Below are 19,398 nucleotides of genomic sequence, written 5' to 3'. Positions count from 1 at the left end.
CTGTATTTGTGTTCGCGGGACCATACCCGATAAACTGTTATCATCAGATTAGTCGTGTGAGGGTGGAGCTTCAAGGGGGGCAGCGCCCTTGAAATCAGCGGTTGTTTGACAGGGCCACCGCCCTATCTCGCCGGTATGACCGATGCACTGACACAATTCCCGCCAACATTGACCGAAGCCCGCAAGCGTCTGGCACAGTTTGTACCGCACGCCGGTGTCGAATACGCACGATTGCGCAACTTTGATCACGGCCCCGGCGCGCATGACCACGTGTCGGTGCTGTCGCCTTACATCAGGGCGCGACTACTGGATGAGACGGCAGTTACCCGCGCTGTTTTGGCGCAGCATACAACCGCTGAGGCCGACAAGTTTCTGGCGGAGGTTTTCTGGCGCACCTACTGGAAAGGCTGGATTCAGCAACGGCCAACAGTGTGGGATCAATACCTCCATGATCTCAACCGCTTGCGCGATGACGTGCAATCTCAGGCGGGTCTGCGCGCGCGGTGGGAAGAAGCCTGTCTTGGCCAGACCGGTATCGCCCCGTTCGACGCATGGGCGCATGAACTTGTCAGCACTGGTTATCTGCACAATCACGCGCGCATGTGGTTTGCTTCGATCTGGATATTTACGTTGCAATTGCCGTGGCAACTCGGTGCAGACTTTTTTCTCAGGCATCTGCTCGATGGCGATGTGGCCGTCAACACGCTTAGCTGGCGTTGGGTCGCAGGCATCCAGACCCGTGGCAAAACCTATCTGGCGCAACCGGACAACATCGCGAAATTCACAGGCGGCCGGTTTGAAAGTGTAACAGGTCTTGCCAGTGAGGCGCCCCCGATTGACGCGCCTGAACCTCCTGCAATCGTGCCCTTACAACCCAGTGATCCCCTGCCCCTCCCTGCACGCTACGGCATCCTTCTTCACGGCGAGGATATCGACCTTCCTCGTATGCTCCGACATGCGTCCGAACCTGTAGCGATCGCCTATAGCGAGACGACAGACCGTCACAGCCCATGGACTATGGCACCCCACGTCGCGACCTTCCGGCTTGAAGCGGCAAGGTCCGTGCTGCCGGATGGCGTGACCCTGGATGTGCTCGCTGATGCGCAGGCGATCAGTCGGTGGGCGCAGTTACACAGGCTCGAACAGATTGTAGCACCCTATGCCCCGACCGGGCCGGCCCGTCAGGCGCTGGATGTATACGAGGCGCTACAAGATGGCGTCCCACTCAGCCTTTATCGCCGGTCTCTGGACAGCACCGCGTGGCCGAAGGCAACCAAAGGGTTCTTCCCCTTCCGCAAACACATTCCCGACCTCATCGCGACCTTCGGGCAATAGCCTTTGAAACGATAGCCCGTGTCGTGGTGCTTGCATTGAACCATAGTCTAAAACACGGCTGTTCTGCGGCGAAGGAATAGTGTCACAATTGTTTAACAGACTCAGTCCAGACCAGCGCCGATACAAACCGCAGCCTTGGGGAGCCACGCATGAACCGCAAAGATATCCTGAACGATCCGACCATTGGAAACAAAGCAGAAGCCTTTGAAGCCTTCGATGATATTCCAACAAATCCAAACTTGTCGCGCACCATCGGCGACGTCATCAACGCACGTTATGGCCGTCGCGACGTGCTTCGCGGGATGCTTGGCGTATCGGCGACGACTGCGCTCTTTGGGACATCCGCAATGATCGCGCCCAATGCCGGCCAAGCGGCCAGCGCCAGTCGCTATGTCTTTGACGAACTCGCCGCAGGGAACGACGAAACACACCATGTGGCAGATGGCTATGACGCGCAGATCCTGTTGCGTTGGGGCGATCCGATCACGGCGGACGCGCCCGAGTTTGATGTGATGAACCAGACGGCCGAGGCGCAGCTGAAGCAGTTCGGCTACAACAATGACTATGTGGGCTTTGTCTCACTGAACGACGAAGGCACACACGGCCTGCTATGCGTCAACCACGAATACACCAACGAAGAAGTGATGTTCCCCGGTCTTGGCCGTCAGGATCGGGACGGTTTCAAAGGCATGACGCCCGAGCTAATCGACATCGAGATGGCCGCGCATGGCGGCTCCGTGGTCGAGATCACCCGCGATGATGCGGGAAAATGGTCCGTTGTGCGCGATGGCAAAATGAATCGCCGCATCACGCCGCTGGACACGGCAATGACGCTAAGCGGTCCTGCCGCAGGTCATGACCGGATGAAAACCAATGATGACCCTGCAGGCATGAATGTGATCGGGACACTGAACAACTGTGCTGGCGGCATGACGCCTTGGGGTACATGGTTGATGGCCGAGGAGAACTTTCACGGCTATTACTGGACCGATACGCTGGACAGCGAAGGCAAGCCAGACCTGACCGGTCACAGCGATGCCGCCTCTAAAAAGCGCTACGGTGTGCCAGGCATGTGGTACAACTGGGGCACGCGCCACGACCGTTTCAACATCGACCGTGAACCTAATGCGCCGAACAAATTCGGCTGGGTGGTCGAGGTCGATCCGATGGACCCGACGTCCACCCCGATCAAACGCACCGCCTTGGGTCGGTTCCGCCACGAGGGGGCCGAAACAACGGTCAGCAGTGATGGCAAACTTGTGGTCTATATGGGCGACGACAACCGCTTCGATTATCAGTACAAATATGTCTCTGACGGATCGGTTTCGGAAGTTGCTGCCGAAAACAGCAATTTGCTGGATGAGGGCACGCTCTACGTGGCGCGTTTTGACGAAGATGGCACGGTTGCATGGTTGCCGCTGATACACGGCCAAGGGCCCCTCACCGCTGAAAACGGGTTCAACGATCAAGGCGATGTGATGATTGACACCCGCCTCGCTGCCGATCTGCTGGGTGCCACACCTATGGACCGCCCCGAAGACGCGCAACCGCGCGGTGATGGCACGGCCTATATCATGCTTACCAACAACACGCGGCGCAAACCCGATGATGTGAATGCAGCAAACCCGCGCGCGGACAGCAGCTTTGGTCATATCATCGAGGTCAAAGAGGATGGCGGCAATCATGCTGCAACCTCCGGCACATGGTCGATTCTTGTGAAATGCGGCGATCCGAACATCTCCGAGGTTGGTGCGCAGTGGAACCCCGAAACCTCCCAGAACGGCTGGTTCGGCTCTCCCGACAACTGTGCCTTCGACGCAGACGGACGCCTGTGGATTTCTACGGATCAGGGATCGAACTGGGGCAAAACCGGCAAATCCGACGGCCTCTATGCACTTGAGACCGAAGGCGAAGCACGTGGGACCTCAAAGCTGTTCTTCCGCTGCCCCGTCGGCGGCGAGATGTGCGGCCCCTACTTCACCGACAACGGTGAGACCCTGTTCCTTGCGGTCCAGCACCCGGGCACCGATGGCACCAAGGACCTGCCGGGCTTCGAGCGCAACTCGACCTTCGAAGATCCTGCAACGCGCTGGCCTGATTTCGACCCCGCAATGCCGCCACGGCCATCCGTGCTGGTGGTGACAAAGACGGGCGGCGGCAAGATCGCCGTTTAGGCATAGACGATTAAAAGACTAATGGCCCCGCCACATAGGCGTGCGGGGCCATTCTTGATTACAGGATCGCCAGCTTTGTTGAGTGCCTGACGCCCGAATGCTCGCTTAACGGCTCAAGCAGCTGAGGAATTCACCCGCAAGCGCGTCAATCGTCCCAAGATAGTGATCAGGCCCAAGGGGCAAATCGCTCCCCATCGGATCAAGCGTGGCTGCTTTGAAGTCCAAGCCTTCCGTGACCAGCGTAATCATGCGTGTGTTGTTCTGCGGCTCTGAGAAAGCGCAGGTTGCACCGCTGGCCGAAATAGCGGCTTTCAGGTCCGCAATCCTTGCAGCACCGGGTTCTGACGCATCACTAGGCGCAATCGCGAGCGGTTCGCTCAGATCATACGCTTTTTCGAAGTACTGAAATGCATCGTGCAACACGATGTAGCGCTGGTCGGAAACCTCTGACAATGGACCCGTCCACTTGACTGAAAAAGCGGTTACTTCCTCGGCAAAGCTTGCAAGATTAGCGGCATACTTTTCTTTGTTCTCTGGATCGAGCGCCGAAAGCTGGTCGGTAATGGATTCGGCCCAGATCACGCCGACCGAAGGATCAAGCCACCCGTGAGGGTCGACCACATGATCGCTGTGGTCATGGGCATGGTCGGCTTTGTCTTCGTCATGTTTGTCATGATCATCGTGACCGTCTTCGTGATCCTCATGATCGTCGTGGCCATCATGACCGACATGGTCCTTATCGTGATCGTCGTGGTCATCGTGACCATCATGTTCCTCGTCGTGACTGTCGTGATCGTCATCGTGGGCGTCCTCTAAGGAGACAGACAAGCCAACCCGTGCAGGCAGCGCTGTTGCCTGATCCAACAAGGCCATTTGCACGGATTGATCCGCAAGGTTCTCGACGGCATCTTCAAGCCACGGGGTCAGTTCCGGCCCCACCCAAACAAAAAGCTCCGCCTTCGACAGCATCCGCGCCTCGGACGGGCGCATGGCATAGCTGTGCGGCGAGGCCGTGGGTGGCAGCAAAAGCTCGGGAGAACCGACACCATCCATAATACGGGCCACCAGCCCGTGAACGGGCGCGATATCCACGACGACGCGTGGCACCTCGGCCCACCCCATTGTTGGCACAGCACAGAAGACAAAAAACAAGCGACGCATCACAATCCCCATAAATGTTATAGTATTACAGTTGCTACCCTGAATGTTATAACATATCAATACGCGAAACTGGAGAAACTCGTGTCAACCATCGGATTTGAACCGCATGATCACCGGCACTGCGTAAAAGATACGCTGTCGGAGGCGGAAAAACACTGTGCTGAAAAAGGTTTGAGGCTGACAGCTGTTCGCCGCAGAGTGCTTGAAATTTTGCTTGCCCATCACCGCGCCTTGGGTGCCTACGATGTATTGGGCACGCTTTCTGCAGAGGGCTTGGGCACACAACCACCTGTCGCCTACCGTGCGCTCGACTTTCTCGTAAAAGCCGGATTTGCGCATAAAATCGAAGCGTTGAACGCCTATATAGCCTGTGCGCATCTGGGCGCGTGCCAGACACCGGCTTTTCTCATCTGCACCGACTGCAAGTCTGTCGCCGAAACCGATACGCAACCTGCATCGGGCCGTCTGGTAGACGCGGCAAAGGCTGCGGGCTTTGTCATCAAACGCACGGTCATTGAAGCCGAAGGGCTTTGCCCGAATTGTCAGGAGCCCCCCGCGTGAGCCTCATTTCGACCAAGGGCCTGACGCTCGGTTACGGCAAGACCACCGTGCTGAGCAACGTCACCATGTCAATTAACGCGGGCGAGATTGTCACAATCGTCGGCCCGAACGGGTCAGGCAAATCAAGCCTGCTGCGCGCGTTGATAGGCGCGCTGCGCCCCGCGAAGGGGACGGTTCACCGCGCGCCGGGATTGCGCATCGGCTACGTGCCGCAAAAGCTGCAGATCGACGCGACGCTGCCCCTCACCGTGCAAAGGTTCCTGAACCTGCCCAAGCGCCAGACTGCGGCAGATGTAAGCGATGCACTGGATCGCGCCGGTGTTCCCGAGCTTAAAGAAGCGCAAATGTCATCATTGTCAGGCGGTCAGTTCCAGCGTGTTCTACTGGCACGGGCGTTGTTGGCCAAGCCTGACATCCTTATTCTGGATGAAGCCACGCAGGGGTTGGATCAACCCGGTGCTGCGGCTTTCTATCGGCAGATTGAGGCGGTGCGCCGCGATCTGGGTGTGGCGGTTCTGATGGTCAGCCATGACCTGCATGTGGTGATGGCCGCATCAGATCGCGTGATGTGCCTAAATGGCCATGTGTGTTGCGAAGGTGCGCCTGATATTGTCGCAGATGCGCCTGAGTACCGCGCCCTGTTCGGGACGGGCACCAAAGGGACCCTGGCGCTTTACCGACACCATCACGACCATGACCACGATCATCAACATGCGCATGGTCACGAGCACGAGAACGGACACACCCACTGATGTTAGATGATTTCATGATCCGGGCCGCGCTCGCAGGTCTGGGCGTGGCCCTCGCAGCCGCACCTTTAGGCTGTTTTGTGGTCTGGCGCCGGATGGCCTACTTTGGCGATGCCACCAGTCATGCCGCACTTTTGGGCGTGGCCCTTGCACTAGCGACCGACCTGCCCGTCCTTGCCGGTGTGATGCTTGTCGCGCTGGCCATGGCCCTGATTGTCAGCGGGTTGTCTGACAGACAGGTAAGCGCTGACGCGCTGCTGGGCGTTCTGGCGCATGCGGGCCTTGCGATGGGACTTGTGGCGGTGTCACTTGTACCGGGACAACGGGTTGACCTTTCGGCATATCTTTTTGGCGATATTCTGGCGGTGTCGAAGACAGACGTCGCTGTAATCTGGGGCGGTGCCGCGCTTGTTATCGTGCTGCTGTTGTCACGATGGCAGGCGCTGTTGACCGCTACGCTCAACCCGGATCTGGCGACCGCATCTGGTGGTAATCCGCGCCGTGAACAGCTGGTTCTGACGCTAGCGCTTGCTCTTACCGTTGCTGTGGCACTTAAGGTCGTGGGCGCATTGCTGATCGCGGCTATGCTTATTATCCCCGCCGCCGCTGCCCGCCCCTTCGCCCGCACGCCCGAAGGCATGGCAATCTGTGCCGCAGTTCTTGGCTCAATCGCCATCGGTGCTGGCCTCTCGGCCTCCTACATCTATGACACGCCAACCGGGCCAAGCATCGTCGTCGCAGCGGCATTTCTTTTCGCGCTATCGACAGCGGCTTCCCCGCTTTTGCGGTCGAAGTAGGACGTAACTCGACCGCTCATGGCGTTAACCTAAAACTTGAAGGTAAGGCGTTAACTATCTGTTAACAAAAACCATTCAAGTGACGCGACCGCGCACCTTGTAGGCCTCATCATCCCAAAGACGGTTCTCCATTACATCACGGATGATCTTGACTGCCGCGGTGACGTCACTGCTATCAAGATATAAAGGTGTAAATCCGAAACGCATGATATCCGGCGCACGGAAGTCGCCGATCACACCCCTGTCGATCACAGCCTGCATCGCCGCATAGCCATGCTCGAACCGGAACGACACCTGCGAGCCACGTTGCTTCGCCTCGCGCGGGCTGGCCAGAGAAAGCTGCGGCACATCACGCTCGACCTCTTCGATGAACTGTTCCTGCAACGCAATAGATGCCGCGCGGACATCCGACATGGCTATCCCATCCCAGACTTTCATCGCTTCATCCAAAGCCGCCATTTGCAACACCGGCGGTGTGCCGACGCGCATCCGCTCGATCCCTTGCGCGGGCTTATAATGCAGATCAAAGTCAAAAGGGCTGGCATGGCCCAACCATCCACTAAGCGCTGGTTCTGCCGTGTCCGCCAAATCGGGGCGCACATAGATAAACGCAGGCGCACCGGGCCCGCCATTCAGATATTTATAGGTACATCCCACCGCAAATTCGCAGTTCGCCGCCGCCAGATCGACGGGAATCGCACCGGCGGAATGCGCCAGATCCCATACCATCACAGCACCTGCTGCATAGGCCATCTCCGTGACTGCCTTCATGTCATGCATGCGACCCGTGCGGTAATCGACCTCGGTCAGCATCACAACAGCCACATCATCATCGATGGCACCCGCTACGTCTTCGGGCGCCACAGTCCGAAGCTCATAGTCTTGACCCAACAGACCTACCAGCCCCTCGGCCATGTAAAGGTCACTGGGGAAATTGCCATTGTCGCTGAGGATCACGCGGCGGTCAGGGCGCATTTTCAGCCCCGCGGCCAGTGCCTGATATACCTTGACTGACAGCGTGTCGCCCATCACCACCGACCCTGCCTCAGCCCCGATAAGCCTGCCGACACGTGTTCCGATATCCGTAGGTTGTGCCATCCAGCCGGCTTTGTTCCAGCCCCGGATCAGCATCTGCGCCCATTCCTCGTTCATCACTTGAGCCAACCGCTCGGGCACGGATTTGGGCATCGGACCCAATGAGTTTCCATCAAGGTAGATCACACCTTCCGGCATGATGAAGTCTTCTTTTTTCAGAACGTTAGACACCTACAAGGCTCCTCTGACATGCCATAATTCGGGAAACAGCTCGACATCGAGCATCTTGCGGAGATAGCCCACACCAGAGGTGCCGCCAGTGCCCCGCTTGAAACCGATAATCCGCTCTACTGTGGTCACGTGGTTAAAGCGCCAGCGGCGGAAGTAATCCTCCAGATCGACCAGCTTTTCGGCCAACTCGTAAAGCTCCCAATGGGTTGTGGGATCTTCATAAACTTTTTGCCACAAATCCTGCACGTCCTTATCTGCCTGCCAGTCGCCCTCGCTCGGCCTACCTGCCAGTGACGGCACGTTCAGGCGCGTGCACAGGATGTCGATTGCCACCTGATACAAACTGGGCTGCGCCAACTCTGCACTCAGTGCTTCAAATGCAGCGGGCTTGTGCTTGTGCAGCTTCATCAGAGCACCGATACGGTTGCCCAGCAGATATTCCACCAGCCGGTACTGATGGGACTGAAAACCGGAAGAATTACCTAAAGACGGGCGGAACGCTGTGTATTCGCTTGGCGTCATAGTACGCAGCACATCCCATGCGGAATTGAGCTGCTCGAATATACGGGCGACACGGGTCAACATTTTGAAAGCCGATTGCAGATCGCCCGCCAACATGACGCGGCGCGCGGCCTGTAGTTCATGGATCGCAAGCCGCATCCACAGCTCAGAGGTCTGGTGCTGCACGATGAACAGCATCTCGTCATGGGCATCGGACAACGGATGTTGCGAGGACAAAATCGCGTCCAGCCCCAGATAGTCGCCGTAGGACATGTCCTTGGCAAAATCCATCTTCGCCCCTTTGGAGGCGTCTTCAAAGTCGCTCACGTTTCTTCTCTCAAAGCAAATCGCTGGATCTTGCCTGTCGCTGTCTTTGGCAACGCCTCGATAAAGCGGATGTCGCGGGGGTATTTGTAAGGCGCAATGGTCGCCTTCACATGATCCTGAAGCTCTTTGACCAATGCCGCATCGCCGGACCTCCCGTCCATGAGAACCACATGTGCCTGAACGATCGACCCACGATCAGGGTCAGGGGCTGCTACCACGCCGCATTCACTGACCGCAGGATGCGCGAGCAAAGCGGCCTCCACTTCGGGTCCGGCGATATTGTAGCCTGCGCTGATAATCATGTCGTCATTGCGGGCCGCAAAGTGCAGATAGCCGTCTTCATCCATGGTGAAACTGTCGCCGGTGATATTCCAGCCATCCAGCACGTAATTCTTTTGCCGGTTGTCACCCAGATAGCGACATCCGGTCGGGCCGCGCACCGCGAGGCGTCCAACCTCACCGCGTGGCACCTCTGCGCCATTATCATCGATGATTTTTGCCTCATAACCTGTCACCGGCTTTCCGGTGCAGGCAGCGCGGTGATCATCGAACCTGTTAGAGACGAAAATATGCAGCATCTCGGTCGCGCCGATCCCGTCCAGCATCGGCTTACCCGTCTTGGCCTGCCAATCGTGATAGACAGGCGCTGGCAACGTCTCACCCGCGCTAACCGCAGCGCGAAGTGATGACAGGTCCGCGCCCTCCTCCATCGCCTGCAACATTGCACGATAAGCGGTGGGGGCCGTGAAACAGACGGTCGCTTTGAATTTCTCGATGATCTCGATCATGTTGGGCGGGCTGGCAGTTTCAAGCAGGGTCGCAGCCGCGCCGAAGCGCAATGGAAATACCGCAAGGCCGCCAAGACCAAAGGTAAAGGCAAGTGGCGGAGAGCCGATAAAGACATCATCCGGCGTCACCTGCAGCACTTCGCGTGCATAACCGTCCGCGATAATCAGCAAATCACGGTGAAAGTGCATCGTCGCTTTGGGGTTGCCTGTCGTGCCAGAGGTGAACCCGAGCAGCGCCACGTCATCTTGTGACGTTTCAACCGCATCGAACCGCACCGGCTTTTCAAGCGCCAGCCGGTCCAGCTCGGCATCGTGATTGCTGGTGCCGTCGAAACCAACCACGGTTTTCAGATACTTCGATGTTTTGGCGCAAAGCGTCATCTCGTCCATCAGGCGTGTGTCACAAAGCGCGTGACTGATCTCGGCCTTATCGACAATCGCCGTCAATTCGCCTGCGCGCAGCATCGGCATGGTGTTCACCACAACCGCACCCGCCTTGGTCGCCGCCAACCAACAGGCCACCATGGCCGGATTATTGGCAGAACGGATCAGCACGCGGTTGCCCGGCTTCACCCCAAGGTTTTCGACCATGGCTGCCGCCAGCTTGTTGGTCCAATCGGCAAGCTCCTTATAGGTGCGCCTGCGGCCGTTGCCGATCAATGCCGTGTGATCGCCAAATCCATTTTCGACCATCTTATCAGTCAGTTCGACGCCGACGTTCAGACGGTCCGGATAGTCAAACCCTTCCAACAACAGATCAGGCCAAAGCCCCACATCTGGTAGGTTATCACGTGAAAAACTGTCCGTATGCGCCGATGGTCCCAGCATCATCTTGCTCCCAGAGTTTGCCTTGCAATCACAACACGCTGCACGTCCGATGCGCCTTCATAAATGCGCAAAGCACGGATTTCACGGTAGAGGCTTTCGACCATCTGCCCGTGCCGCACCCCGTCACCGCCATGCAGCTGTACCGCGCGGTCGATGACCAACTGCGCGTGGTCCGTGGCAAACAGCTTCGCCATCGCCGCTTCTCTCGTTACACGGGGCGCGCCCGAATCCTTGGCCCAAGCAGCACGGTATATCAGCAAGGCCGACGCATCCACATCGACCGCCATATCCGCGATATGACCTTGCACCATCTGCAAGTCACTCAAGGGTGCGCCCTGCACCTTGCGTGTCGTGACGCGGTCTATGGCCTCGTCCAGCGCACGGCGTGCAAAGCCCAACGCAGCCGCAGCAACGGTTGAGCGGAAAACGTCGAGAACCGACATCGCAATGCCAAAGCCCCTTCCCGCTTCGCCGATCAATGCAGAGCCGGGTATTTTGACGCCGTCGAAATGCAACGTTGCGAGCGGATGCGGTGCGATCACTTCCAACCGTTCTTCAACCTTCAGGCCCGGTGTATCCGCAGGTACGATAAAGGCGGACAGTCCCTTGGCCCCCGGTGCCTCTCCGGTTCTGGCAAAGACGGTGTACACATCCGCAATCCCGCCATTCGAAATCCATGTTTTGCGCCCGTCGAGTACAAAGCCGTTGCCATCGGTGCTGGCTGTCATAGTGGAATTTGCCACGTCAGACCCGGATTGCGGCTCGGTCAAAGCGAAAGCCGAGATGGCCGCGCCACTGCGGGTCTTGGGCAACCATTCCTCCTGCTGCTCTGCCGTACCGAAAAGGGAAATCGCACCGGTTCCAAGGCCCTGCATCGCAAAAGCGAAATCGGCCAAACCGTCATGTCGGGCCAGCGTCTCACGGATCAGACAAAGCGACCTTACGTCAAGCTTTTCGCCCTCCATTGCGCCCGAATGCCGAAGCCAACCGCCGTCTCCCAACATCGCGACCAGCGACCGGCACGCCGCATCCGTATCGCTATGATCCACGGACGACAGCTGCGCCCCTGCCCAGACATCCAACGCATCCGCCAACTCGCGGTGCCGGTCCTCAAAAAACGGCCAGCTCAGAAAACTTCTGTCAGACATCGTGCGCTCCCTCTGGCCTCACACGGCCAATAAACTCAATCCCGCAGCCAGCCATGCTCAATCCCCCTCGAAAACGGGGCGTTCCTTGGCCACAAATGCCTTATAAGCCCGCTCGAAATCGCCGGTTTGCATACATATGGCCTGCGCCTGCGCTTCAGCCTCAATCGCTTGCTCAATGGACATCGACCATTCCTGTGCCAGCATGGTTTTGGTCATCATATGCGCAAAGTTCGGACCCGCCTGAATTTGTTTCGCCAACTTTAAGGCGTCCGCGTCCAGATCATCTGATGAAACCAGCCGGTTAAAGAAGCCCCAACGTTCGCCTTCCTCGGCGCTCATGGATCGGCCGGTATAAAGCAGCTCGGCCGCGCGCGTCTGACCAATAATGCGTGGCAGGATGGCACAGGCCCCCATATCGCATCCAGCAAGGCCAACACGCGTGAAGAGAAATGCGGTCTTGGCTTCGTGAGTGGCAACCCGCAGATCAGATGCCATGGCGATGATCGCACCGGCCCCGACACAGATCCCGTCAACTGCAGCAATCACCGGTTTGCCGCAGTTCACAATCGCCTTGACCAGATCACCGGTCATGCGGGTGAAATTCAGCAGCTCTTTCATGTTCATGCGCGTCAAAGGGCCAATAATATCATGCACATCGCCGCCAGAGCTGAAGTTGCCGCCGTTGGATGCAAAGACAACCACGTCTACGTCGTCGGCATATACCAGATCGCGAAACCAGTCGCGCAGCTCGGCATAGCTGTCAAAGGTCAGCGGGTTCTTGCGGTCAGGCCGGTCGAGCCGAACGGTCGCGATTCCGTCTTCGATCTCGCACAGAAAGTGTTTCACATCGTCACGCATGGGCGTCTTCCTTTGTTGTCGCAGGCTGCGCGTCACCGGCAGCGGCATATTCCTGTAGCCGTTCGGCCATAAACCGGGCCTCTTCGGGGCTTACCCCGCTCAAGATATCGTTGATCCAGTTTTCATGGGCTTTGGCCTGACCTTCGAATTCCACGCGTCCCGCTTCTGTCAGGCGCAGTACGATGGCGCGGCGGTCACCGGGGACCGCAACGCGCTCGACCAACCCCTCATCGCTGAGCCGGTCGGCGATGCCTGTCACGTTTCCATTGGAAACGCGCAGGACACCCGAGAGCTGGCTCATCTTCAGCCCGTCAGGATGACGGGACAGGGCCGACATCACGTCAAAGCGCGGCAGGGTCGTATTGTGATCCCGACGCAGCTTTTCACGCAAATCGTTCTCGATGCCGCGCACGACTTTCAACAGCCGAAGCCATAGTCGCACACGGTCTTTTGCGGCTGTCATATCTCGCCGCCCGAGACCACCATGTCGTGACCGTTGATCATGGATGCTTCAGGGGACGCCAGAAAGCGGACCGCTGCGACAACCTCGTCGCAGGTGATCATGCGCCGCATGGGGTTATTGCCCACCAGCATTTTTTCGGCTTTCTCGCGGTCTACTTCCATCCGCTTCATCACATTACGTATCGCACCATCAGCCATCGCAGTGTCGACGAAACCGGGACATACCGCGTTACAGGTCACACCGGTTTTCGCCACTTCGACAGCAAGGGAGCGGACCAGGCCCAACACGCCGTGCTTCGCAGCCGCATAGGCGGCGAGGTTCGCGCCACCTTTCAAGCTGGCAATAGACGCCATCGCGATCAATCGCCCGCCCGGCTGCATGCCCTGCTGCAACGCGGCACGGAAGGTCAGGAACACACCTGTCAGGTTCACCGCCATCGTGTCATTCCAGACCTGTGTCGTCATTTGCGCGACCGGTACGGAAAAGCCCGCGCCCGCATTCGCCACAACCACATCGTAAGACTGGTCAAAGAGCGCATTCACCGATGCCTCGTCTGTCACATCAAGCTGCAGACACCGCATGTCGGTATCGCCTTTTGTTTCCTCCAGCGCGTCCATCCGGCGTCCCGCGATAGTGACCTTGTCACCTCTTGCGGCGAAATCACGTGCGCAAGCCTGTCCGATACCCGAACCGCCGCCTGTCACCAAAACCTGTCTCATACTTTCTCCATTTCTGCGGCCCTGTCGGCCAGCCGCCACATCTGATCGCGGCCCGCTTCATAGGGCAAGGGCCACTTGGCGTGTCTGTCACCGATTGCAGCGCCTTCACGTAACGTCCAATAGGGATCGGCCAGATGGGGACGCGCGAGGCAGACCAGATCGGCCCGTCCGGCCATCAGAATCGAATTGACGTGATCGGCCTCATAGATATTGCCGACTGCCATCGTCTTGATGCCGCCCTCGTTCCTGATCCGGTCCGAGAACGGTGTCTGGAACATGCGGCCATAAACCGGCTTGCCCTCGGTCGAAGTCTGACCGGCTGACACATCGATGATGTCCGCGCCTGCGGCCTCGAACATCGCGGCAATTTTCACTGCTTCTTCGGGTGTCACACCATCATCGCCGGCCCAATCGCTGGCAGATATGCGGACAGACATAGGTTTGTCTGCTGGCCAGACCGCGCGCATAGCTGCAAAGACTTCCAAGGGATAGCGCATGCGGTTTTCAAGCGAGCCGCCAAATTCATCGTCCCGCGTGTTCGAGAGGGGCGAGATGAAAGACGAGATAAAGTACCCATGCGCCGCATGCAGCTCGATCATGTCAAAGCCTGCGCGGTCGGCCATTTCTGCCGATGCGACGAACTCATCGCGGATGCGGTCCATATCAGCGCGGGTTGCCGCGATCGGGGTGGCGTTTTCATCGGACCATGCGATGGCAGAGGCGGAATAGATCGGCCAGTTGCCTTCTGTCAAAGGCTTGTCCATGCCTTCCCACCCGATGCGCGTTGATCCTTTGCGACCTGCATGCCCGATCTGGCAGCAAATTTTTGCGTCAGTCTCGGCGTGGACGAAATCAGTCAGTCGTTTCCACGCCGCCTCGTGCTCGGGCGCGTAAAGTCCCGGACAACCCGGCGTGATGCGCCCGTCATCCGACACACAAGTCATCTCGGTGTAAACCAGCCCTGCACCGCCCTTGGCCCGTTCACCATAGTGGATGAGGTGCCAGTCCGTCGGCGTGCCCTCCACCGCTTTGTACTGCGCCATCGGGGATACCACGACGCGGTTTTCAAGCTTCATGTCGCGCAGCTGGAATGGTGCAAACATAGGTGCCCGCGCCGGACCGTTCGCCCCTGCGCCAGATTGCTCCATAAACCACTTTTCGGCGCTCGCCAGCCATGCAGGGTCGCGTTCACGCAGGTTTTCGTGGCTGATACGCTGTGACCGCGTCAGCATGGAATAATTAAGCTGCACGGGATCAAGGTCGAGATATCGCTCAACGTCCTCAAACCATTCAAGCGAATTGCGCGCGGCGGATTGCAGGCGCAATACTTCGAGCCGGCGGGCGTCTTCGTATTTCTCGAAGGCTTTGCTGATGTCATGCTCTGCATGTACATGATCCGCGAGCGAGATCGCCGATTCCAGCGCCAGCTTTGTCCCCGACCCAATCGAGAAGTGCGCCGTCGCCGCCGCATCCCCCAATAGCACAACATTTTCATGATGCCATGTTTCGCACAATACGCGCGGGAACTTGATCCAGGCCGAACCACGGATGTGGTTGGCATTGGTCATGAGGCTGTGGCCATCAAGGTGGTCTTTGAACACCTCTTCGCAGATCGCGATGGTTTCCTGCTGGGTGATGTCGCCAAAACCGTAATTATCAAACGTCTGCTGACTGCATTCGACGATGAATGTCGCTGTGTCATCGTCAAACTGATAGGCGTGCACCCAAAGCCAGCCTTTATCGGTTTTCTCAAAGATAAAGGTGAAGGCGTCGTCAAATTTCTGGTGCGTGCCAAGCCAGATGAACTGGCATTTTCGCACATCGACGTCTGGCTGGAAGGTGTCCTGAAACTCCATCCGCGTTTTGGAGTTCAGGCCATCACAGGCGACAACCAGATCATAGTCTTCCTGATAGGTGGACGCGGCCTGCACTTCCGTCTCAAATTGCAGATCGACGCCCAGCTCGCGCGCCCGCGCCTGAAGAATCATAAGGAGCCGTTTTCGCCCGATCCCGCAAAAGCCGTGACCGGAGCTCACTGTTTTCTGACCCTTGTAGATCAGCGCCATATCATCCCAATAGGCAAAGTTCTTGCGGATTTCAGCGGCTGAAACAGGATCGTTTGCTTCGAGGTTCTGAAGGGTTTCATCGGACAGCACAACGCCCCACCCAAAGGTATCATCGGGCTTGTTACGCTCCAGCACGACGACTTCGGCAGAGGGGTCGCGCAGCTTGAGCGAGATGCCAAAGTAAAGACCCGCAGGCCCGCCGCCCAGACAGATTGCACGCATTTCATTTTCCCCAAATCAATCACGTTACAGAGAGGCTAAGTGCAAAAACCTTATGCTTCAAGTGGGAATATTTTATATCTAAAGTAAATAGACGTGGATAGGACGCGACCCGCATGGCTGCGCCTTGAAAATAGGGGTTATCTGATCCGGAGCTCGCTTTGCGCGTCAAAAACCATGACGCGGCGTGGTTCAAACGCGATATCGACGGTATCGCCTTCGCGTGCGCGCTCGTCCCCGCGCTCTTCGCAGATTATCCGTTCGTCTGTGTGCGTACCCAAATGCAGATAGCTCACGCCGCCCAGCGCCTCTGACAGTTCTGCGTTCAGGCCACCCTGCCCGCGCTGCACCTCGATATGTTCGGGTCTGATCCCGATAATCACCTCGGTGCCTTCCATAGGCAGATTGACCTCGGGCATAACAGAACGTCCCAGCGCGGGCACCGCCACTGCGCCATCCATCACCTTGCCGTTCAGAAAATTCATCGCAGGGGAGCCAATGAAACCCGCCACAAAGCGGTTGTCGGGATCGCGGTAAAGCTCGAGCGGTGCGCCGACCTGCTCGATATGCCCCGCCCGCAGAACGACAATCTTGTCGGCCAGCGTCATTGCTTCGACCTGATCGTGGGTGACGTAGATCATCGTCGCGCCGATTTCCTTGTGCAGCCTTGCGATTTCAACGCGCATTTCGACGCGCAACTCCGCGTCCAGATTGGACAGAGGCTCATCAAACAGGAACACTTCCGGTCCACGCACAATCGCACGGCCAATCGCTACGCGCTGGCGCTGTCCACCGGACAGGTTTGCAGGCTTGCGCTTGAGGTAGTCATCCAGCTTGAGAATATCCGAAGCAGCTTTGACCTTTTTCTTGATCTCGGCCGACGGCACACCGTTCATCTTGAGACCGAAGCCCATGTTCTGCTCGACCGTCATATGCGGATAAAGCGCGTAGGTCTGAAACACCATCGCCACACCGCGCTCTGACGGGTCAGCCTTTGTGACATCCCGCGCACCAATATTGATCTGGCCTTCGGTGGTCTCCTCCAGCCCCGCAATCATGCGCAACAAGGTAGACTTGCCACAGCCAGAAGGGCCCACAAATACGCAAAACTCACCATCTTCGACTTCAAGGTCGATGCCGTGAATGACCTGAACCTCGCCATAGCGCTTAACGGTTCGTTGTAATGTTACGCCTGTCATCCTTCAGTCCCCGTTCGGTGTTGGTTCGTTTCTCGGCCGGTGCTGCGGGCCAGATGCGTTGGTGAGCGCCAGGTCTCCACATCAATCGCAATAGCAGTTGCCGCCCTTTGCAAATCAGGCACCAGCGCATCCAGTTTATCGTAGGTCATCTGAGGTGTTGCACCGGTTATGGACAGCCCGCCCAAAACAACGCCGCCCCCGGAAAGGATCGGCACACCAATGCAAATGATACCCGGCTCGTGTTCTTCGCGGTCATAGGCATGACCCCGCGCGACGATATTGCTCAGTTCTTCCACCACTGCCTCGGGAGAGGCCAGCGTTTGATCGGTGAAGATATGATAGCTTTGTTTTGCAAGTGCTTGTTGCTGCGCTGCGGGCGGCAGATAAGCGAGCATCGCCTTGCCGACACCTGTACAATAGGCCGGCCCGATCTTGCCCGCGTCCGAAAACATCTCGACCGGCTTGGCCGCGTTGCGCTTATCTACATACAGCACTTGCCCGTTGTCGAGTTGTGCCAGATGGACCGTCAGCCCGATCTTATGACTCAGCGCATCAAGATGGGGCCGCGCAATGGGGGCGATGCTGGTCTGGTTCCACGCGGCGTGGGCCAGGCGCACCAGACGGACACCGACGGAATATGTCTGATGATCGGGATCATATGCCAGAAGGCGTTGATTGGTCAGAGTCTGCAAGAACCGGTAAAGCGTGGCTTTTGGAAATGGGCTGGCCTCAAGCAGCGCGGCAAAGCGTACCGGACGGCCAAAGGCGGCCACCTGATCCAGCACATCCATCGCTTTTCCAACAGTGCCGTCACCCGACATTGCAATCCTCCCTCGTGCGCCACCCCTGCCACTTTTGCCGGACATTCGGACAGCAACACCACTTGACAACTCTGGCAGAGTCGGGTGTAGTTTTCAATATATAAAACCTTGTTTCAAATAATGGAACTAAATTCGATCTCGGGAGGATCACCATGATGTCACTGAAATCCAAGATGCTTGCTGTATTTGCGGGCACGACCATGTTGGCAGGCAGCGCCTTTGCCGACGGGCATTCAAAGCTGTCGGGCGATCTGGTGATCTTTTCCGACATGTCCAACCCTGCCCCGCGGGCAGTGATGGAAGGCATGGTCGAGCGTTTTGAGGAAATGCACCCCGACCTGAACATCCAGCTGACCGTGATCGACCGCGAAGCGTACAAAACCCAGATCCGCAACTTTCTGACAGCCGATGCGCCTGATGTGGCCAACTGGTATGCAGCCAACCGCATGCGTCCTTACGTGGATGCGGGCCTTTTCGAAGACGTATCCGACATCTGGGAAGGCACCATGAGCGAAGAGCTGGCATCCACCAAGGGTGCGATGACGCTGGATGGTAAACAGTGGGGCGTGCCTTACACGTACTACCAGTGGGGCGTGTACTACCGCAAAGACATCTACGAAGAGCTGGGGCTGTCCGAGCCGACAAACTGGGAAGAGTTCAAAGCCAACTGCCAGGCTGTAATCGACAGCGGCAAGAAATGTTTTACGCTTGGCTCAAAATTCCTGTGGACCGCTGCGGGCTGGTTTGACTACCTCAACATGCGCACCAACGGCTATCAGTTCCACGCGGATCTGACCGGCGGGAAGATCGAATGGACCGACGAGCGGGTGAAAGCAACCTTTGCCAACTGGAAAGAGCTGTTGGACATGGGTGCGTTCATTGACGACCACACCGCCTACAGCTGGCAGGAATCGCTGCCCTTCATGACCAATGGCGACGCGGCTGCGATCCTGAAAGGCAACTTTGCTGTGGCACCATTGCGTGAAGCGGGTCTGGATGACAGCAAGCTGGACTTCCACCAGTTCCCTGCCATCAATGGCGATGTCGAATTGGCCGAAGACGCGCCGACCGATACTTTCCACATTCCCGCCAATGCGCAGAACAAGGACAACGCCAAGGCGTTCCTGAAGTTCGTGACCTCTGCGGAAAACCAGACACTGATTAACGCGGGCGATGCGCTTGGCCAGTTGCCGGTGAACAACAAATCTTCTGTGGATGATGACAAGTTCCTGCAAGAAGGCTTTGACATGCTGTCGAACAACTCGACCGGCGGCGTTGCACAGTTCTTTGACCGTGACGCCCCTGCCGAGATGGCCAAAGTGGCGATGGAAGGCTTTCAGGAATTCATGGTCAAGCCGGACGAGCTGGACCGCATTCTTGGCAAGCTGGAGCGCGCACGCGGTCGCATTTACAAGTAA

The 19,398-nt window shown here is 57.7% G+C and carries 17 protein-coding genes; 6 read left to right on the top strand and 11 right to left on the bottom strand.

Annotation, left to right across the window (positions count from 1 at the left end):
• Positions 1 to 135: 135 nt before the first annotated feature.
• Both Z946_RS0101325 and Z946_RS0101320 read left to right on the top strand, forming a co-directional pair.
• Entirely contained in the window at positions 136 to 1,335 is a 1,200-nt protein-coding gene (locus tag Z946_RS0101325) for an FAD-binding domain-containing protein (RefSeq protein WP_025053948.1), read from the top strand.
• 149 nt (positions 1,336 to 1,484) lie between these two features.
• The gene (locus tag Z946_RS0101320) at positions 1,485 to 3,509 is read left to right on the top strand and encodes a PhoX family protein (protein WP_025053947.1); all 2,025 of its coding nucleotides are present in this window, start codon (positions 1,485 to 1,487) and stop codon (positions 3,507 to 3,509) included.
• Positions 3,510 to 3,614: 105 nt separating this feature from the next.
• Here the strand turns inward: Z946_RS0101320 and Z946_RS0101315 are convergent, their stop codons facing one another.
• On the bottom strand, positions 3,615 to 4,670 hold the full coding sequence (locus tag Z946_RS0101315) for a zinc ABC transporter substrate-binding protein (RefSeq protein ID WP_037969006.1): 1,056 nt from the start codon (positions 4,668 to 4,670) through the stop codon (positions 3,615 to 3,617).
• Between the two features lie 81 nt (positions 4,671 to 4,751).
• Between Z946_RS0101315 and Z946_RS0101310 the strand changes: the two genes are divergently transcribed.
• Genes Z946_RS0101310 through Z946_RS0101300 form a run of 3 tightly spaced genes read left to right on the top strand, consistent with a single transcriptional unit; the run spans position 4,752 to position 6,777 of the window.
• A complete protein-coding gene (locus Z946_RS0101310; RefSeq protein WP_025053945.1) occupies positions 4,752 to 5,231 on the top strand; it encodes a transcriptional repressor in 480 nt (159 codons plus the stop codon).
• Positions 5,228 to 5,983 carry a metal ABC transporter ATP-binding protein gene (locus Z946_RS0101305; protein ID WP_025053944.1) on the top strand — a complete coding sequence of 252 codons (756 nt, stop codon included), beginning with the start codon at positions 5,228 to 5,230 and terminating at the stop codon, positions 5,981 to 5,983. The genes Z946_RS0101310 and Z946_RS0101305 overlap by 4 nt, the downstream gene beginning before the upstream one ends.
• Positions 5,983 to 6,777, top strand: coding sequence for a metal ABC transporter permease (locus Z946_RS0101300; RefSeq protein WP_025053943.1), 795 nt, complete (start codon positions 5,983 to 5,985; stop codon positions 6,775 to 6,777). The genes Z946_RS0101305 and Z946_RS0101300 overlap by 1 nt, the downstream gene beginning before the upstream one ends.
• Before the next feature lie 75 nt (positions 6,778 to 6,852).
• Here the strand turns inward: Z946_RS0101300 and kynU are convergent, their stop codons facing one another.
• From kynU to Z946_RS0101250, 10 genes are all read right to left on the bottom strand, one after another.
• On the bottom strand, positions 6,853 to 8,010 hold the full coding sequence (kynU, locus tag Z946_RS0101295) for a kynureninase (protein ID WP_052836055.1): 1,158 nt from the start codon (positions 8,008 to 8,010) through the stop codon (positions 6,853 to 6,855).
• A gap of 33 nt (positions 8,011 to 8,043) precedes the next feature.
• Complete coding sequence (locus tag Z946_RS0101290; RefSeq protein ID WP_025053941.1) at positions 8,044 to 8,871, bottom strand: tryptophan 2,3-dioxygenase; 828 nt, start codon at positions 8,869 to 8,871, stop codon at positions 8,044 to 8,046.
• Positions 8,868 to 10,487: an AMP-binding protein gene (locus Z946_RS0101285; RefSeq protein ID WP_025053940.1), complete on the bottom strand. Its 1,620-nt coding sequence runs from the start codon at positions 10,485 to 10,487 to the stop codon at positions 8,868 to 8,870. Before Z946_RS0101285 ends, Z946_RS0101290 begins: the two co-directional genes overlap by 4 nt.
• A complete protein-coding gene (locus Z946_RS0101280) occupies positions 10,487 to 11,635 on the bottom strand; it encodes an acyl-CoA dehydrogenase family protein (protein ID WP_025053939.1) in 1,149 nt (382 codons plus the stop codon). Before Z946_RS0101280 ends, Z946_RS0101285 begins: the two co-directional genes overlap by 1 nt.
• A 57-nt stretch (positions 11,636 to 11,692) precedes the next feature.
• Entirely contained in the window at positions 11,693 to 12,493 is an 801-nt protein-coding gene (locus Z946_RS0101275; RefSeq protein WP_025053938.1) for an enoyl-CoA hydratase family protein, read from the bottom strand.
• Positions 12,486 to 12,956, bottom strand: coding sequence for a MarR family winged helix-turn-helix transcriptional regulator (locus Z946_RS0101270; protein WP_025053937.1), 471 nt, complete (start codon positions 12,954 to 12,956; stop codon positions 12,486 to 12,488). The genes Z946_RS0101275 and Z946_RS0101270 overlap by 8 nt, the downstream gene beginning before the upstream one ends.
• On the bottom strand, positions 12,953 to 13,675 hold the full coding sequence (locus tag Z946_RS0101265; RefSeq protein ID WP_025053936.1) for an SDR family NAD(P)-dependent oxidoreductase: 723 nt from the start codon (positions 13,673 to 13,675) through the stop codon (positions 12,953 to 12,955). The genes Z946_RS0101270 and Z946_RS0101265 overlap by 4 nt, the downstream gene beginning before the upstream one ends.
• Positions 13,672 to 15,963, bottom strand: a complete 2,292-nt coding sequence (locus Z946_RS0101260; RefSeq protein WP_025053935.1) for a bifunctional salicylyl-CoA 5-hydroxylase/oxidoreductase — start codon at positions 15,961 to 15,963, stop codon at positions 13,672 to 13,674. The genes Z946_RS0101265 and Z946_RS0101260 overlap by 4 nt, the downstream gene beginning before the upstream one ends.
• Before the next feature lie 137 nt (positions 15,964 to 16,100).
• Complete coding sequence (locus Z946_RS0101255) at positions 16,101 to 17,159, bottom strand: ABC transporter ATP-binding protein (protein WP_025053934.1); 1,059 nt, start codon at positions 17,157 to 17,159, stop codon at positions 16,101 to 16,103.
• Positions 17,156 to 17,980, bottom strand: coding sequence for an IclR family transcriptional regulator (locus Z946_RS0101250; RefSeq protein WP_025053933.1), 825 nt, complete (start codon positions 17,978 to 17,980; stop codon positions 17,156 to 17,158). The genes Z946_RS0101255 and Z946_RS0101250 overlap by 4 nt, the downstream gene beginning before the upstream one ends.
• 200 nt (positions 17,981 to 18,180) lie before the next feature.
• Here Z946_RS0101250 and Z946_RS0101245 point away from each other — a divergent pair, with 200 nt between their 5' ends.
• A complete protein-coding gene (locus tag Z946_RS0101245) occupies positions 18,181 to 19,398 on the top strand; it encodes an ABC transporter substrate-binding protein (RefSeq protein WP_241461285.1) in 1,218 nt (405 codons plus the stop codon).

Origin of the sequence: Sulfitobacter noctilucicola (genome assembly GCF_000622385.1) — a bacterium.
In the GTDB taxonomy this organism is placed as follows: domain Bacteria; phylum Pseudomonadota; class Alphaproteobacteria; order Rhodobacterales; family Rhodobacteraceae; genus Sulfitobacter; species Sulfitobacter noctilucicola.
The sequence above is the reverse complement of the archived record's forward strand: the minus strand, read 5'-3'. Positions and strand labels throughout refer to the sequence as shown.

Excerpts from the sequence above, each read along its gene's own strand:
- Z946_RS0101275 (WP_025053938.1), bottom strand. The coding sequence starts at position 12,493 with ATGCGTGACGATGTGAAACACTTTCTGTGCGAGATCGAAGACGGAATC.
- Z946_RS0101250 (WP_025053933.1), bottom strand. The coding sequence starts at position 17,980 with ATGTCGGGTGACGGCACTGTTGGAAAAGCGATGGATGTGCTGGATCAG.
- Z946_RS0101315 (WP_037969006.1), bottom strand. The coding sequence starts at position 4,670 with ATGCGTCGCTTGTTTTTTGTCTTCTGTGCTGTGCCAACAATGGGGTGG.
- Z946_RS0101245 (WP_241461285.1), top strand. The coding sequence starts at position 18,181 with ATGTTGGCAGGCAGCGCCTTTGCCGACGGGCATTCAAAGCTGTCGGGC.
- Z946_RS0101265 (WP_025053936.1), bottom strand. The coding sequence starts at position 13,675 with ATGAGACAGGTTTTGGTGACAGGCGGCGGTTCGGGTATCGGACAGGCT.
- Z946_RS0101255 (WP_025053934.1), bottom strand. The coding sequence starts at position 17,159 with ATGACAGGCGTAACATTACAACGAACCGTTAAGCGCTATGGCGAGGTT.
- Z946_RS0101285 (WP_025053940.1), bottom strand. The coding sequence starts at position 10,487 with ATGCTGGGACCATCGGCGCATACGGACAGTTTTTCACGTGATAACCTA.
- Z946_RS0101325 (WP_025053948.1), top strand. The coding sequence starts at position 136 with ATGACCGATGCACTGACACAATTCCCGCCAACATTGACCGAAGCCCGC.
- Z946_RS0101300 (WP_025053943.1), top strand. The coding sequence starts at position 5,983 with ATGTTAGATGATTTCATGATCCGGGCCGCGCTCGCAGGTCTGGGCGTG.
- Z946_RS0101280 (WP_025053939.1), bottom strand. The coding sequence starts at position 11,635 with ATGTCTGACAGAAGTTTTCTGAGCTGGCCGTTTTTTGAGGACCGGCAC.
- Z946_RS0101270 (WP_025053937.1), bottom strand. The coding sequence starts at position 12,956 with ATGACAGCCGCAAAAGACCGTGTGCGACTATGGCTTCGGCTGTTGAAA.
- Z946_RS0101260 (WP_025053935.1), bottom strand. The coding sequence starts at position 15,963 with ATGCGTGCAATCTGTCTGGGCGGCGGGCCTGCGGGTCTTTACTTTGGC.
- Z946_RS0101320 (WP_025053947.1), top strand. The coding sequence starts at position 1,485 with ATGAACCGCAAAGATATCCTGAACGATCCGACCATTGGAAACAAAGCA.
- kynU (WP_052836055.1), bottom strand. The coding sequence starts at position 8,010 with ATGCCGGAAGGTGTGATCTACCTTGATGGAAACTCATTGGGTCCGATG.